Source organism: Modestobacter sp. SYSU DS0511, assembly GCF_054050755.1.
This window is the reverse complement of the sequence record NZ_JBJGZY010000038.1, coordinates 1-15,112: the sequence shown is the minus strand read 5'-3', so window position 1 is coordinate 15,112 and position 15,112 is coordinate 1. Positions and strand designations below refer to the sequence as shown.

Below are 15,112 nucleotides of genomic sequence, written 5' to 3'. Positions count from 1 at the left end.
CGACCGGACGAGGTCGCGCCGCGCAGTGGTCGGGCCGGCCACCGGCCCCGGCCGGCGAGTCCGCCGCCCGGGCACCCGGGCGGACGGCGCCACCGGCCCGGGCGGTCAGCCGCCGGCGACGGGGGTGGTGAACTCGTCGAGCGCCGCGGCCAGCCCGTCGTCGACCCGTGCGGTGAGCCGCGTGCCGTCGGCCTCGTGCCGCTCCGCGAGCACCTCGCCGTCCCGGTGCACCCGGGCGACCAGGTCACCCCGGTCGTAGGGCACGAGGACGTCGACGTCGACGTGCGGGTGCGGCAGCCGGGCGGCGACGACGTCGCGCAGCGCCTCGATCCCCTCACCGGTCCGCGCGGAGACCCACGCGGCCCCGGGCAGGGCCTGGCGCAGCGTGAGGACGTCCTCCTCGCTCATCGCGTCCACCTTGTTCACGACGATGAGCTCGGGCACCGCCGAGGCGTCGATCTCGGAGAGCACGGTGTGCACCGCGTTGATCTGCCCGATCGGGTCGGGGTCGGAGCCGTCGACGACGTGCAGCAGCAGGTCGGCGCCGGCAACCTCCTCCAGCGTCGAACGGAACGCGTCGACGAGCTGGTGCGGCAGGTGCCGCACGAACCCCACTGTGTCGGTGAGGGTGTACTCGCGCCCCTCCGGCGTCTGCGCGCGGCGGACCGTCGGGTCCAGGGTCGCGAACAGCGCGTCCTGCACCAGCACCCCGGCGTCGGTGAGCCGGTTGAGCAGGCTGGACTTGCCGGCGTTGGTGTACCCGGCGATCGCCACGCTCGGGACGGCGTTGCGCGATCGGCTCGAGCGCTGGGTCGCGCGCGCCGTCGCCATGCCGGCGATCTCCTTGCGCAGCTTGCTCACCCGCGCGCGGATCCGGCGGCGGTCGGTCTCGATCTTCGTCTCACCGGGACCACGGGTACCGATGCCGCCACCGCCGGCGACACGGCCACCGGCCTGCCGGCTCATCGACTCACCCCAGCCGCGCAGCCGCGGGATCATGTACTGCATCTGGGCGAGCTCGACCTGCGCCTTGCCCTCCCGGCTGGTGGCGTGCTGGGCGAAGATGTCCAGGATCAGCGCGGTCCGGTCGACCACCTTGACCTTGAGCACCTTCTCCAGCTGGTTGAGCTGGCCGGGGGTGAGCTCGCCGTCGAACACCACGGTGTCGGCGCCGGTGGCGGCGACGATGTCGCGGATCTCGGTCGCCTTGCCCGAGCCGACGTAGGTGGCCGGGTCGGGCTTGTCGCGGCGCTGGACCAGGGCCTCCAGGACCTCAGAGCCGGCCGTCTCGGCCAACGCGGCGAGCTCGGCCAGCGAGCGCTGCGCGTCGACCGCGGTGCCCTCGGTCCAGACGCCCACCAGCACGACGCGCTCCAGGCGCAGCTGGCGGTACTCGACCTCGGTGATGTCGGTGAGCTCGGTGGAGAGACCGACCACCCGCCGCAGGGCGCCGCGCTCCTCGAGCGCGTAGGAGCCGGTGGTGTCGTCCGGCTCCTCCCAGGCCCCGGCCGGCGCCGGGCGGGTGGGAGCGGGAGCGGTCGGAGCGCGGTCCTCGGCGGCGAGGGCGTCGCGGTCAGCAGCGGTGGTCATCGGGTCCAGCGTGGCACGCCCCTCGGTGCGGGGCGAGTGAGTTGTCGTCATCGACTGTGTCGTCATCGCCCGGTACAACACCTCAGGGCTCCGGATGCATCCCGAGGTAGACCGACCACCGCTCCCCCGCCGGGTCCGCCGGCCGGCGGGCGTACTCGTCCAGCAGCCCGTACAGCCGGCTGCGGAACTCCGCCGCCGAACCCGGGTCCAGCTGCAGCCCGAGCCGGGTGCTCTCCAGGTGTTCCTCGCCCACGGCGGCGACCTCCTGCAGGAAGGCCGCCAGCACCACGTCGGACCCCGGCGGCGCCGCGCCCGCGCCGTCCATCAACCAGCTCTTCCCGGTGGCCCGGTAGGGCACCTCCCGGGCGCCCCGGTTGCCGCGCCGGACCGGCTCGGCGCCGAGGAAGCCGGTGTCGACCAGGGTGCGCACGTGGTGCAGCACCGTGGCCGGGTTGCGGCCCAGCCGGGCCGCGATCTCCTTGTTCGTGAGCGGCTCGTGCAGGCACAGCCGCAGGATCCGCAACCGGACGGCGGAAGCGAGGGCGCGGGCCTCCGCGTCGGTGGCCGGACGGCGCTCACCGGAGATCCGCGCCGACTGCTCCCGCTCGCTCATCCGGCCAGCGTAGGACGCCGACCGCAGTGATTGACATCTCCCGATCACTGCCCCAGCCTCGCCCGGTGACCAGTGACCGCAGCCTGCTGAGGCACGCCGACTTCCGCAGGTTGTGGGCCGCGGAGACCGTCAGCCAGGTCGGCACCCAGGTCACCCTCCTCGCCCTGCCGGTGCTGGCGGTCTCGCTGCTGGACGCGACGCCGCTGCAGATGGGGTTTCTCACCGCCCTGGAGACCGCGGCCTTCCTGCTCATCGGCCTCCCCGCCGGCGCCTGGGTGGACCGGTGGCGGCGCAGGCGGGTGCTGGTGACCGCCGACCTGGTGCGGGCGGGGGTGCTGGGCACGCTGCCGCTGGCGTACCTGCTCGACGTGCTCTCCCTGGGCCAGCTGTTCGTCGTCGCCGCCCTCACCGGCACGGCCACGGTCTTCTTCGACGTCGCCTACCAGAGCTACCTGCCCGCGCTCGTCGACCGCGACCAGCTCGTCGACGGCAACGGCAAGCTGGAGGCCAGCCGCGCGGTGGCCCAGGTCGCCGGGCCGGGTGTCACCGGAGTGCTGCTGCGGGTGATGGGTGCCCCGCTGCTGATCGCGCTGGACGCGGCGTCGTTCCTGGTCTCGGCGCTCTTCCTGAGCCGCATCCGCCGGCCCGACGTGGTGCCCGACCGGGCCGGCCGCCGGTCGCTGCGCGCCGAGATCGGCGAGGGGCTGCGCTTCGTCGTCCGGCAGCCACTGCTGCGCCGGATCGTGGCCTGCACGGCGACGTCGAACCTCTTCTCCTCGATCACGACGACCCTGCTGGTGCTCTACGCGCTGCGCGAGCTCGACCTGTCGGAGAGCACCTTGGGCCTGGTCTTCTCCGCCGGCGCGGTGGGCGGCCTGGTCGGCGCGGCGACCGCGGCGCGCTTCGCCCGGTGGCTGGGCGAAGGGCGGGCCATCCCGTTGTCCGTGCTGGCGATGCTGCCGTTCACCGCGCTCACCCCGCTGGCCGCCCTCGGCGCGCCGCTGGTGCTGCTGACGCTCGGCCAGCTGGGCTTCAGCTGGGCGGTCGTCGTCTACAACGTGACCCAGGTGAGCTTCCGGCAGCGGCTCTGCCCACCGGCGCTGCTCGGCCGGATGAACGCCTCCGTGCGGTTCATCGTGTTCGGCACCATGCCGCTGGGCGGCCTGCTCGGTGGCGTTCTCGGGACCTGGCTGGGGGTGCTGCCGACGCTGTGGATCGCGGCGGCCGGGCAGGTGCTCGCCGCCGGCTGGGTGGTGGCCAGCCCGCTGCTGCACCTGCGGGAACTGCCCGACGGGACCGACCTCAGCGCAGCCGCCACCCGTCTGCCCGAGGCCCGGACTCCGACCGCGGGCGCCGACCCCGGACGAGCTGGCTGAGCACTCGGCTGGGCAGCCGGCTGGTTGGCCGGGCGGTCACCGGGTAGCCCGCCGGGGACCGCATCCGCACCGACCACCTGCACCAGGGAGGACGACGATGACCAGCCCGGACCAGGAACTCGACGACCCCGGCCGCGACCCCGTGGGCCTCGACCCGCCGCGCAACCCGTTGGGCGGCGCGGACCAGGACACCGGTCGCGGCGCGCCACGCGGCGTCGGCAACGTCGGGCCGGGCGACAAGCCCGAGGCGCCGACCGACGACCCGGAGACCCGGGCCGACGAGCCGGACCGGCCCTGACGCTCAGCCGGCCAGCCACTCCGGGGTGAGCACCCCGGTGGCGACGACGACGGCGGGGCCGGCGAGCACCGTCGTCGTCCCGTCGAACTGCACCGACAGCCGACCGCCCGGGACGTCCACCGTGACCGTCCCGGCGGTCCGGCCCCCGGCTTCCAGGGCCGCGTAGGCAGCGGCGCAGGCGCCGGTGCCGCACGAGCGGGTCTCCCCCACCCCGCGCTCGTGCACCCGCAGCCGGACGTGCGCGCTCGCCCCGCCGGGCGCGTCCCCGGCCGCCAGCACGTTGACCAGTTCGACGTTGACCCCGTCGGGGAAGAAGCCGGCGTCCACGCCCGGCAGGACCGTGAGGTCGAGGGTGTCGACCGGGACGTCGGTCAGCGCGGCCAGGTGCGGGTTGCCCATGGAGACCCCCAGCCCGGGGAACTCCTGCCCGGAGATCCGGGCGACGCTGCGGCCGAGCACCCGGGCCGGGCCCATGTCCACCCAGTACCCCGCGCCGTCCGGCAGCGCGCCCACCCGGCGCGGCCCGCCGCGGGTGCCGACCAGCACGCCGGCCTCGGCCACCGCCCTGTCCAGCAGGCCCTCGGTCACCAGCACGTGCAGGAACAGCCGGATGCCGTTGCCGCACATCTCCGCGTGCGACCCGTCGGCGTTCCGGTGGTCCATGAACCACTCGCACTCGTCCAGCGCGTCGCCCAGCACGGCAGCCGCGTCGGGCACGTACCGGCTGGGCACGACCCGCAGCACGCCGTCGCCACCCAGGCCCGCGCGCCGGTCGCAGAGCCGGCGGACCAGCCCCGCGTCCAGCCGGCGCTCCGGCCACACCGAGCCGTCGGGGTCGGGCAGGACGACGAAGTCGTTCTCCGTGCCGTGGCCGAGGAGGACCCGGGGACCAGCGCTGTCGATCACCGCCCGATCGTACGGTCGGTGATCGCCGTGGCCACCGCGTCGGCCAGGTCGGGGCGGGCGGCGTCGAACCAGGCCGTCCCCGGGTCACGGCGGAACCAGGAGCGCTGGCGGCGGACGAACCGCCGGGTGGTGGTGACCGTGCGCTCCCGCGCCTCGGCGGGGGTGAGCGCCCCGTCGAGCTGCTGGAGCACCTGCGCGTAGCCCAGCGCCCGGGACGCGGTGGGCCCCTCGCGCAGCCCGTCGGCGGCCAGGGCCTCGACCTCCGCGACGAAGCCGGCGGCCCACATGGCGTCCACCCGGCGGGCCACCCGGTCGTCGAGCTCCTCGGGGGCCCGGTCCAGGCCGATGGTCAGCGCCGGGTAGACGGGGCGGGGGTCGGGCAGCCGAGCGGTGAACGGCTGCCCGGTGAGCTCGATGACCTCCAGCGCGCGCACCACGCGGCGGGTGTTGCTGGGCAGGATCGCCGCGGCGGCCGCGGGGTCGAGCGCCGCCAGCCGGTCGTGCAGGGCCTGTGCCCCCTCGGCGGCCAGCTCGCCGTCCAGGCGCGACCGCACCGCGGCGTCGGTGCCCGGGAAGTCGAGCTCGTCCAGGACGGCGCGGACGTACAGGCCCGACCCGCCCACCAGCAGCGGGACGACGCCGGCGGCGCGCAGCCGGCCGATCTCGGCGCGCGCCCGCTGCCGGTACTCGGCCACCGAGGCCGGTTCCCGCACGTGCCAGAGGTCCATCAGGTGGTGCGGCACCCCGCCCCGCTCGGCGGTGGTGGGCTTGGCGGTGCCGATGTCCATGCCGCGGTAGAGCTGCATCGAGTCGGCGTTCACCACCTCCCCGCCGAGCCGGTGGGCCAGGGCGACGGCGAGGGCGGTCTTGCCCGTCGCCGTCGGGCCGACGACGGCGACCACCGGCGGCAGGGCCGCGGACGGCCCGGTCACCGCGCCGTCCAGGAGGCGACGAGGTAGCCCACGCCGAAGGGCGCAGCGTCGTGCCGGAGCTCCGCGGTGACCGGCCTGCCCCGGAGCGCGGCGCCCACGGCCCGCCAGACCGGCACCCCGGCGGCGAGCAACCGGGCGCCCTCGGCGGCGTCCAGGCCGGCCAGCGTCCCGGTGTCCCCGGCGGCCAGCGCCGCGGCGACGGCGGCGTCGAACGGCGCGGCCGCCGGGTCGAGGGCCCCGGGCGCCTTCTCGGTGCGCCGCGCCGACCCGTCGCCCATGGCCAGCACGCCGACCGGGCCGGGCAGGTCGGCCAGCGCGCACGCCAGGTCGTCGGGGCCCACCCCCAGACGGGAGCCGGTGTGGCCGGCGTGGTCGAGCAGCTGCGCGCCGACCAGGTGCGGCAGCGGCGGCCGCCGGCCCCCCGGCCGCACCCGGCCGGCGAAGGGCACCTCCCGGTCGACGCCGAGTCCGCGCAGGTCACCGCCGTCCCCGGGGCCGAACCGGACCCCGTCGGCGCCGTCGCCGACGACGACCACGACCTCGGGTCCGGCGTCCAGCACGGTCTGCACCGCGGCCGACACCGCGGCCCGCAGCACCGACAGGGCGTAGCTGGGCGCACCGGCGACGACGGGCAGCAGCACCGGCGCCTGAGGGCAGAACGCCACCGTGACCGGAGAGGGAGGACTCACGCCAGGCAGTGTCGCGGATGCATCGTGGGAGACTGCTGGCGTGTCGAGCACGGAGAACACCGGAGACCGGACGCAGCAGGCCACCCCCGGCGCCGAGGAGGCCCCCGAGACGGCGGCGACCGCGGTCGCGCCGGTCGACGAGGGGCCCCTGGCCGCGACGCCGGACGCCGCCGTCCCCACCGACGCCGCCGACGAGGGCGCCCCCGGGCAGGGCGGTGACGTCCCGGAGGGCCCGGCAGCAGCAGAGGGCGCCGCAGCCGCGCCGGCCGAGCCCTCGGTCGAGGTCGCACCGGTCGACGAGGGGCCGCTGGCGGCGACCCCGGACGCCGCCGTCCCCACCGGCGCCGATGCCCCCGCCCAGGCGGTGACCGACGCCGCCGGCACCTCCGCCGGCGCCCCCCCGGCCGCCACCGACACGTCCGCCGAGTCCGCCGCCGCGCCCGCCGCCGAGTCCTCGTCGGAGCCCGCCACTGACGCCCCGGCGCCGAAGCCGGGCCGGAACCGTGGCCGTGGCCGCGGTCGCGGGGCCGGCACCCCGTCCGCCGGGCCGCTGGTCGTCCCCGCCGTCGCCCCCTCCGACCCGTCGGAGTGGGGCCGGGTCGACGAGGAGGGCACCGTCTACGTGCGCACCACCACCGGTGAGCGCGCCGTCGGCTCCTGGCAGGCCGGTGCCCCCGACGAGGGGCTGGCCCACTTCGGCCGGCGCTACGACGACCTGGCCACCGAGGTCGCCCTGCTGGAGGCGCGGCTGGCCGCGCACACCGGCAACCCCAACGAGATCAAGACCAAGGCCGAGGAGCTCGCCGAGCGGATCCTCACCTCCGCCGCCGTCGGCGACCTCGACCACCTGGCCCTGCGCGCCCGGGCGATCAGCAGCATGGCCGAGACCGCCGTCGCCGCGAACCGCCGTGAGCGGGCCGCCCAGCGGGCCGTGCAGGTGGCGCGCAAGGAGGCCCTCGCCGCCGAGGCCGAGCAGATCGCGGCGGAGTCCACGCAGTGGAAGGCCGCCGGCGACCGGCTCAAGGCCATCGTCGAGGAGTGGAAGACGATCAAGGGCATCGACCGCAAGACCGACGAGGCGCTGTGGCAGCGCTTCGCGGCGGCGCGAGACGCCTTCGGCCGCCGCCGGGGCGCGCACTTCGCCGAGCTGGACAAGCAGCGGAGCGAGTCCCGCGCGGCCAAGCAGGAGCTCATCGCCGAGGCCGAGCGGCTGTCCACCTCCACCGAGTGGGGGCCGACCAGCGCCGCGATGCGCACGCTGATGGACCGCTGGAAGGCCGTGCCCCGGGTCGGCCGGGACACCGACGACGACCTGTGGAAGAAGTTCCGCGCCGCGCAGGACGTCTTCTTCGCCGCACGCACCGCCAACGACCAGGCGCGCAGCAGCGACGAGCTGGCCAACCAGAAGGCCAAGGAGGAGCTGCTCGCCGAGGCCGAGAAGCTCGACCCGGCCAATCGCGGCAACCAGAACGCGCTGCGGAAGATCCAGGAGCGTTACGACGCCATCGGGCACGTGCCGCGCGGCGTGATGCGCCAGCTCGAGGACCGGATGCGGGCCGTGGAGGAGAAGTTCCGCGGCGTCGCCGACGCCTCCCGCCCGCGGGTGCAGCCGGAGAACCCGCTGCTCACCTCGATGCGGGCGGCGGTCACCAAGGCCGAGGACCAGCTGGCCAAGGCACAGGCCGCCGGCAACGCCAAGCGGATCAGCGAGGCGGAGGCCAACCTGGCCACCCGCCGCGAGTGGCTCGCCGAGGCCGAGAAGGCCGCCAGCCGCCGCTGAAGGAGGACCCCGTCCTCCTCACCCCTCGCAAGCTCGGGGTGAGCCTCGGGACGGGGCCTGACCGCTCCAGCACGTCACCTGGGCCCGTCCGTTCGCCGGACGGGCCCTCGGTGTTCTCCGGAACGGTCGTGTAGCTCCTGGGACGACGGGTAGGCGGTGAACAGCGGAATGCGCCGCGCCGCATGCGTGCGACGGACACCGACCCGGAAGGAGCCCTCGTGGCCCTGTCCTACCCCACCCGGCCCGGCGACATCGACCACCTCATCGCCGACGACCACGCGATCGTCGACCGGCAGTTCCAGCACCTCGAGGCCGGCCGCGGCAACCGCCGGGTGCTGGTCGACCAGATCTCCTTCGAGCTCGCGGCGCACGCCTTCTCCGAGGAGGTGGTGCTCTACCCGATCTGGCCGGAGATCGGGATGACCGACGAGCACGACGACGCCGAGCACGAGCACCAGCAGATCAAGGAGCTGCTGGTCACCCTCGGCCGCACCCAGCCCGGCGAGCCGGAGTTCGAGGAGGCCGTCACGCAGCTCATCTCCGTCGTCCGACACCACGTGGACGACGAGGAGAACGACGAACTGCCGCAGTTCCGGGCCAAAGCCGGTCCGCAGCGGATGGCCGAGCTGGGCGAGAAGTTCCTGACCAACAAGCGGATGGCACCCACCCGCCCGCACCCGCACGCCCCCGACGAGGGGATCGCGGAGAAGATCGCCGGGATGCTGGCCAAGCCGCTGGACCACGTGCGCGACATGCTCTCGGGCCGGCAGAAGGAGCTCGCCACCGACGCCAGCGGCCTGCTCAACCCGCAGGCCCAGGCGATCGTCGACGCCCACTCCTCCCTCGGGCCGCTGCCGTTCGAGATCCTCACCCCGGCCGAGGCCCGCAAGCAGCCCGGCCCGGACGACGCGGTGAAGAAGGTCATGGCCGACCGCGGCATCTCCGGCCCGGAGCCGGTCGGTTCGGTGCAGGACCTGAAGATCCCCGACGGCGCGGGCGGCGAGCAGACCCTGCGCGTCTACACCCCCGCCGACGCCGGACCCGGTCCGCTGCCGGTGGTCATGTGGGTGCACGGCGGCGGCTGGGTGGTGTTCGACATCGACACCTACGACGCCTCCTGCCGCGGGCTGTGCACCAAGGCCAAGGCGATCGTCGTCTCCCCGGACTACCGGCGGGCGCCGGAGGCGGTCTTTCCCGCCTCGCACGACGACGTGCTGACCGCCTGGACCTGGGTGCGCGAGAACGCCGCCTCGATCGGCGCGGACCCCGACCGGATGGCCATCGGCGGCGAGTCCGTGGGCGGGACCATGGCCGCGGCCACCTCCCTGCAGCTCGCCGCCAACGGCCAGCCGACCCCGGTGGCGCAGGTCTGCGTCTACCCGCTGACCACCGCCGAGCAGTTCGGCGAGTCGATGGAGGACGCCGCCGACGGCCGCCCGCTGAACCGGGCGCTGCTGTCCTGGATGGCGATGCACGCCTTCCAGGGCAAGCCCGAGGCGACCACCGACCCGCGGGTCGCGCTGCTGGACTGGACGCCCGAGCAGCGCGCCAGCATGCCGCCCACGCTCGTCGTCACCGACGAGCGCGACGTGCTGCGCAGCCAGGGCCAGCAGTTCGCCCGCGACCTCGAGGCCGCCGGGGTGCCGACCACCCACCGCTACTTCGCCGGCGTCATGCACGAGTTCTTCGGCGCCGCCGCCGTCCTGGACGAGGCCGAGCAGGCCCAGCAGGACGCAGCCGCACACCTCACTCGCGCGTTCAGCAGCCGCTGAGCGTCTCCCTCACCGGAAGGAGCACGCGCACATGAAGGCCGTCATCTACCGAGGCCCCAAGAACGTCACCGTCGAGGAGGTGCCGGACGCCACGATCCAGGCGCCGACCGACGCGGTCATCCGGATCACCACCACGAACATCTGCGGGTCGGACCTGCACATGTACGAGGGCCGCACCTCCGTCGAGGAGGGCAAGGTCCTCGGTCACGAGAACATGGGCGTCGTCGAGGCCGTCGGCGAGGGCGTCGACCGGATCAAGGTCGGCGACCGTGTCTCGGTCCCGTTCAACATCGCCTGCGGCACCTGCCGCAACTGCACCGAGGGCTGGACGTCGTTCTGCCTGCGCGCCAACCCCACCGAGGGGATGGACGGCGCAGCCTACGGCTACGCCAACATGGGCCCCTACGACGGTGGCCAGGCCGAGTACCTGCGCGTGCCGTGGGCGGACTTCAACCTGCTGCACCTGCCCGAGGGCACCGAGCACGAGAACGACTTCACGATGCTCTCGGACATCTTCCCGACCGGCTGGCACGGCGTGGAGCTGTCCGGCTTCCAGGTCGGCGACCGGGTGGCGGTGTTCGGCGGCGGCCCGGTCGGGCTGATGGCCGCGCACAGCGCGATGATCCGCGGCGCCTCCGAGGTCTTCGTCGTCGACAAGGAGACCGACCGGCTCGCGCTGGCGGAGAAGTACGGGGCCACCCCGATCGACTTCAGCGCCGGCGACCCGGTGGAGCAGCTGCTGGACCGCACCGGCGGGCGTGGCGTGGACCGCGGCGTCGAGGCGGTCGGCTACCAGGCGCACGACTCCAGCGGCGAGGAGCACCCCGAGCTGGTGCTGGACAACCTGGTCCAGGTGGTCCGCTCCACCGGCGGGATCGGCGTCGTCGGCGTCTACGTGCCGCAGGACCCGGGCGCGAGCAGCGACCTCTCCAAGGAGGGGCGCATCCCCTGGCAGTTCGGCACCTTCTTCACCAAGGGCCAGTCGATGGGCACCGGCCAGGCGCCGGTCAAGCGCTACAACCGGCAGCTGCGCGACCTGATCATCGACGGCAAGGCCAACCCGGGCATGATCACCAGCCACGAGCTGGGCCTGGACCAGGCCGTCGAGGGCTACCAGCGCTTCGACGACCGGGACCAGGGCTGGACCAAGGTGCTGCTCAAGCCCGGCCGCTGAGCTGAGCTGAGCAGCCCGGGACCCGTCACCTCACCCGCGGTGGCGGGCCCCGGCGGGCCCTCTCTCAGCCGCAGGCGGGCGCCGCGGCGGGCAGCGGCGCGGGGGTGCCGACGGCAGGCATGCCGAGCAGCACGCCGGGCGTCGTCGGCCGGGTACCGGCCTCGGCTGCGTCACCGGCGCGGGTACGCCGGTGCGCCAGCAGCGCCCCGTCGGCGACCAGGAAGTGCGGCTTGCCCTCGGTGACCACCGTCTCGACGACGTCGCCCGGGCGGACGCCGTCGGCGGCGGTGAAGTGCACCAGCCGGCCGTCCCGGGCCCGCCCGGACAGCCGGCCGCGGTCGGCGTCCTTGCTCCCCTCCCCCGCCGCGACGAGCAGCTCGACCCGGCGGCCGACCAGGGCGCGGTTCTCCGCCCAGCTGATCTCGTCCTGCAGCGCGGTGAGCCGCAGGTAGCGCTCCTGGACGACCTCCTTGGGCAGCTGCCCGTCCATCTCCGCGGCCGGGGTGCCCGGGCGCTTGGAGTACTGGAAGGTGAAGGCGCTGGCGAACCGCGCCTCCCGGACGACGTGCAGGGTCTGCTCGAAGTCCGCCTCGGTCTCACCGGGGAAGCCGACGATGATGTCGGTGGTGATCGCGGCGTCGGGCATCGCGGCGCGCACCCGGTCGATGATCCCCAGGTAGCGGTCCTGCCGGTAGCCGCGGCGCATCCGGCGCAGCACCTCGTCGGAGCCGGACTGCAGCGGCATGTGCAGCTGGTGGCAGACCGCCGGCGTCTCCGCCATCGCGGCGACGACGTCGTCGGTGAACTCGCGCGGGTGCGGGCTGGTGAAGCGCACCCGCTCCAGGCCCTCGATCGCGCCGGTGGCGCGCAGCAGGTCGGCGAAGGCACCGCGGTCGCGGAACTCGACGCCGTAGGCGTTCACGTTCTGCCCGAGCAGGGTCACCTCGAGCACGCCCTGGTCGACCAGCGCCTGCACCTCGGCGAGGATGTCGCCGGGGCGGCGGTCCTTCTCCTTGCCGCGCAGCGCCGGGACGATGCAGAACGTGCAGGTGTTGTTGCACCCCACGCTGATCGACACCCACCCGGAGTGGGCGGAGTCCCGCTTGGCCGGCAGCGTGGAGGGGAAGACCTCCAGCGCCTCGGCGATCTCGACCTGGGCCTCCTCGTTGTGCCGGGCCCGTTCCAGCAGCGCCGGCAGCGACCCGACGTTGTGGGTGCCGAAGACGACGTCGACCCAGGGGGCCCGCCGGACGATCTCGCCGCGGTCCTTCTGCGCCAGGCAGCCGCCGACCGCGATCTGCATGCCGGGGTGGGCGTCCTTGACCGGGCGCAGGTGCCCCAGGTTGCCGTAGAGCCGGTTGTCGGCGTTCTCCCGGACGGCGCAGGTGTTGAGCACGACGACGTCGGCGTCGGTGCCCTCCGGGGCAGCCGTGTAGCCGGCCGACTCCAGCAGCCCGGAGAGGCGCTCGGAGTCGTGCACGTTCATCTGGCAGCCGTACGTGCGCACGAGGTAGGTCTTGCCGTTCACCACCGCATCGTACGGAGGCGCGGGCGGTGGGTGGTCGCGCGTCAGCGACCAGGGGCCAGGAACCGGTCGTGGACGAGTGCGGTGGCCTGCAGCGCGACGTACTTGTTGACGACGTCGACCACCCAGTCCTGCCGGTTCCACCGGCTCGGGGAGTAGACGCCCAGCGCCTTCCCGGCCAGCACGTCGGCGGGGTAGCCGAGCGCGAAGACGACGTGCACCGCTCGCTGCCCGCGGAGCCCCGCCCGCGTGGCGAGCGCGTGGCCGACGCCCCAGACGGTGCCGAGGCCGAAGTGCGCCACCCAGTTGAGCCGGGTCCGGGCCGCCGAGGTCGAGGGGCGGACCGGCAGCAGCGCCTCGGCGATCTCCGCCGGCGCGTAGCTGTCCGGACGGCCGGTGAGCGGCTGCTCGACCAGCCGCTGGAAAGCGGTCATCACCGTCGTGCCGGCGAGTGCAGCGCCCGTGCCACGGGCGAGCGAGCTGAGCAGACTCGGCTTCGACATGACCCGCCGGTACCCGGGAGCGCCGTCGGCACGCACGGATCGTGACTGCCGCTGCACGCACGACGGGCCGCGAGGCCCGGGGGCGCCTTCGTTACGGCATCGTGATGGCCCGGCGACCTCCAGGCGTCTGGGAGCCACCTAGGGTCACCGCCTGTGACCGAACGTCCGACCGGAGAGCCTCTCGTCCGCCTGTCCGGCGTCAACAAGTGGTTCGGCGAACTGCACGTCCTGCAGGACATCGATCTGACGATCGACCGCGGCGAGGTCGTCGTCGTCATCGGCCCGTCCGGGTCGGGCAAGTCGACGCTCTGCCGCACGATCAACCGGCTGGAGTCGATCGAGCAGGGCGAGATCACCATCGACGGCCAGCGCCTGCCCGAGGAGGGCAAGGAGCTGGCCCGGCTGCGTGCCGACGTCGGCATGGTCTTCCAGAGCTTCAACCTCTTCGCGCACAAGACGGTGCTGGAGAACGTCACCCTCGGGCCGGTCAAGGTGCGCAGGCAGTCGAAGGCCGACGCCGAGAAGCGGGCCCGCGAGCTGCTCGACCGGGTGGGCGTGGGCCACCAGGCCGACAAGGTGCCCGCCCAGCTGTCCGGCGGCCAGCAGCAGCGGGTGGCCATCGCCCGCGCGCTGGCGATGGACCCCAAGGTGATGCTCTTCGACGAGCCGACCTCCGCGCTGGACCCGGAGATGATCAACGAGGTCCTCGACGTGATGACCGGCCTGGCGCGCGACGGCATGACGATGGTCGTGGTGACCCACGAGATGGGCTTCGCCCGCCGGGCGGCCAACCGGGTGGTCTTCATGGACGGCGGCCGGATCGTCGAGTCCGCCACCCCGCAGGAGTTCTTCACCAACCCGTCCTCCGACCGGGCGAAGGACTTCCTCTCCAAGATCCTCAACCACTGATCCGCGGCACCACCGACGAGAGGACCTCTCATGCGCATCACCCGTTACGCCGCCGGCCTGGCGGCCCTGGGCATCGTGCTGACCGGCTGCTCCAGCGACGCCGGCGACCAGGCCGAGAACGCCGGGGGCAACAACGTCGAGGTCAACGAGGACACCGACTTCGAGGCCGGCACGACCATGGCCGAGCTGTCCGAGGCCGGCTCCATCACGATCGGCACCAAGTTCGACCAGCCCGGTTTCGGCCTGGTCGGCCCCAGCGGTGAGCCCGAGGGCTTCGACGTGGAGATCGGCAAGCTGGTCGCCGCCGAGCTCGGCATCGCCCCCGAGGACATCGACTGGGTGGAGACCCAGTCCCAGAACCGGGAGCCGTTCATCCAGAACGGGCAGGTCGACATCGTGGTCGCCACCTACACCATCAACGACGCCCGCAAGGAGGTCATCGACTTCGCGGGGCCGTACTACGAGGCCGGGCAGGACATCATGGTGGCCGCGGGCAACCCGCTGGGCGTCACCGGCCCGGAGTCCTTCCCCGACACCCGCACCTGCTCGGTCAACGGCTCGACGCCGGCCCAGTACGTGCAGGAGAACTACCCGGACGCGCAGCTGACCCTGTTCGGCGAGTACTCGCAGTGTGCCGAGGCCCTGCGCAACGGGCAGGTCGACGCGGTGACCACCGACAACGTCATCCTCACCGGTCTGGTCGCGCAGAACGAGGGTGACTTCGAGCTGATCGGCAACGCCTTCACCGAGGAGCCCTACGGCATCGGGCTGGCCAAGGGCGACGACGAGTTCCGCGACTTCATCAACGACGTCCTCGAGCAGTCCTACGAGGACGGCTCGTGGGAGGACGCGTGGGACGCGACCGCCGGCTCGATCACCGGCACCGAGGCCCCCGAGCCGCCGGCCGTCGAGCGCTACTGATCCACCCCCGGGGGGGGGGGGGGGGGGGGGGGGGGGGGGGGGGGGGGGGGGGCGGGGCCCCCCCCCCCCCCCCCCCCCCCCCCCCCACACCCCCCCCCCCCCCACCCCCCACCCCAACACTATA

General features: G+C 74.2%; 14 protein-coding genes. 7 read left to right on the top strand and 7 right to left on the bottom strand.

The window, feature by feature from the left end:
* Positions 1-105: 105 nt before the first annotated feature.
* Complete coding sequence (hflX, locus tag ACI783_RS16390) at positions 106-1,590, bottom strand: GTPase HflX (protein ID WP_457141432.1); 1,485 nt, start codon at positions 1,588-1,590, stop codon at positions 106-108.
* A gap of 82 nt (positions 1,591-1,672) precedes the next feature.
* Entirely contained in the window at positions 1,673-2,203 is a 531-nt protein-coding gene (locus ACI783_RS16385; protein WP_457141431.1) for an ArsR/SmtB family transcription factor, read from the bottom strand.
* A gap of 65 nt (positions 2,204-2,268) precedes the next feature.
* Between ACI783_RS16385 and ACI783_RS16380 the strand changes: the two genes are divergently transcribed.
* On the top strand, positions 2,269-3,579 hold the full coding sequence (locus ACI783_RS16380) for an MFS transporter (protein WP_457141430.1): 1,311 nt from the start codon (positions 2,269-2,271) through the stop codon (positions 3,577-3,579).
* Between the two features lie 97 nt (positions 3,580-3,676).
* Positions 3,677-3,877 (top strand): hypothetical protein, encoded by a 201-nt coding sequence (locus tag ACI783_RS16375; RefSeq protein ID WP_457141429.1) that lies wholly within the window; start codon positions 3,677-3,679, stop codon positions 3,875-3,877.
* A 3-nt stretch (positions 3,878-3,880) separates the two neighbouring features.
* On the opposite strand, the gene dapF is transcribed toward ACI783_RS16375, so the two are convergent.
* Genes dapF through ACI783_RS16360 form a run of 3 tightly spaced genes read right to left on the bottom strand, consistent with a single transcriptional unit; the run spans position 3,881 to position 6,404 of the window.
* Entirely contained in the window at positions 3,881-4,783 is a 903-nt protein-coding gene (gene dapF, locus ACI783_RS16370) for a diaminopimelate epimerase (RefSeq protein ID WP_457141428.1), read from the bottom strand.
* Positions 4,780-5,715, bottom strand: a complete 936-nt coding sequence (miaA, locus tag ACI783_RS16365) for a tRNA (adenosine(37)-N6)-dimethylallyltransferase MiaA (protein WP_457141427.1) — start codon at positions 5,713-5,715, stop codon at positions 4,780-4,782. The genes dapF and miaA overlap by 4 nt, the downstream gene beginning before the upstream one ends.
* On the bottom strand, positions 5,712-6,404 hold the full coding sequence (locus ACI783_RS16360; RefSeq protein ID WP_457141426.1) for a hypothetical protein: 693 nt from the start codon (positions 6,402-6,404) through the stop codon (positions 5,712-5,714). Before ACI783_RS16360 ends, miaA begins: the two co-directional genes overlap by 4 nt.
* A gap of 40 nt (positions 6,405-6,444) precedes the next feature.
* Between ACI783_RS16360 and ACI783_RS16355 the strand changes: the two genes are divergently transcribed.
* From ACI783_RS16355 to ACI783_RS16345, 3 genes are all read left to right on the top strand, one after another.
* Entirely contained in the window at positions 6,445-8,184 is a 1,740-nt protein-coding gene (locus tag ACI783_RS16355) for a DUF349 domain-containing protein (RefSeq protein ID WP_457141425.1), read from the top strand.
* Positions 8,185-8,402: 218 nt separating this feature from the next.
* A complete protein-coding gene (locus ACI783_RS16350; protein ID WP_457141424.1) occupies positions 8,403-9,956 on the top strand; it encodes an alpha/beta hydrolase fold domain-containing protein in 1,554 nt (517 codons plus the stop codon).
* 31 nt (positions 9,957-9,987) lie between these two features.
* A complete protein-coding gene (locus tag ACI783_RS16345) occupies positions 9,988-11,130 on the top strand; it encodes a glutathione-independent formaldehyde dehydrogenase (protein WP_457141423.1) in 1,143 nt (380 codons plus the stop codon).
* 64 nt (positions 11,131-11,194) lie between these two features.
* Here ACI783_RS16345 and miaB read toward each other — a convergent pair whose 3' ends face one another.
* Both miaB and ACI783_RS16335 read right to left on the bottom strand, forming a co-directional pair.
* On the bottom strand, positions 11,195-12,658 hold the full coding sequence (gene miaB, locus ACI783_RS16340; RefSeq protein WP_457141422.1) for a tRNA (N6-isopentenyl adenosine(37)-C2)-methylthiotransferase MiaB: 1,464 nt from the start codon (positions 12,656-12,658) through the stop codon (positions 11,195-11,197).
* Positions 12,659-12,699: 41 nt separating this feature from the next.
* Positions 12,700-13,158, bottom strand: coding sequence for a hypothetical protein (locus ACI783_RS16335; protein ID WP_457141421.1), 459 nt, complete (start codon positions 13,156-13,158; stop codon positions 12,700-12,702).
* 153 nt (positions 13,159-13,311) lie between these two features.
* Between ACI783_RS16335 and ACI783_RS16330 the strand changes: the two genes are divergently transcribed.
* The gene (locus ACI783_RS16330) at positions 13,312-14,067 is read left to right on the top strand and encodes an amino acid ABC transporter ATP-binding protein (RefSeq protein ID WP_457141420.1); all 756 of its coding nucleotides are present in this window, start codon (positions 13,312-13,314) and stop codon (positions 14,065-14,067) included.
* 30 nt (positions 14,068-14,097) lie between these two features.
* The gene (locus tag ACI783_RS16325) at positions 14,098-14,988 is read left to right on the top strand and encodes a glutamate ABC transporter substrate-binding protein (RefSeq protein WP_457141419.1); all 891 of its coding nucleotides are present in this window, start codon (positions 14,098-14,100) and stop codon (positions 14,986-14,988) included.
* The last annotated feature ends 124 nt before the right edge of the window (positions 14,989-15,112 follow it).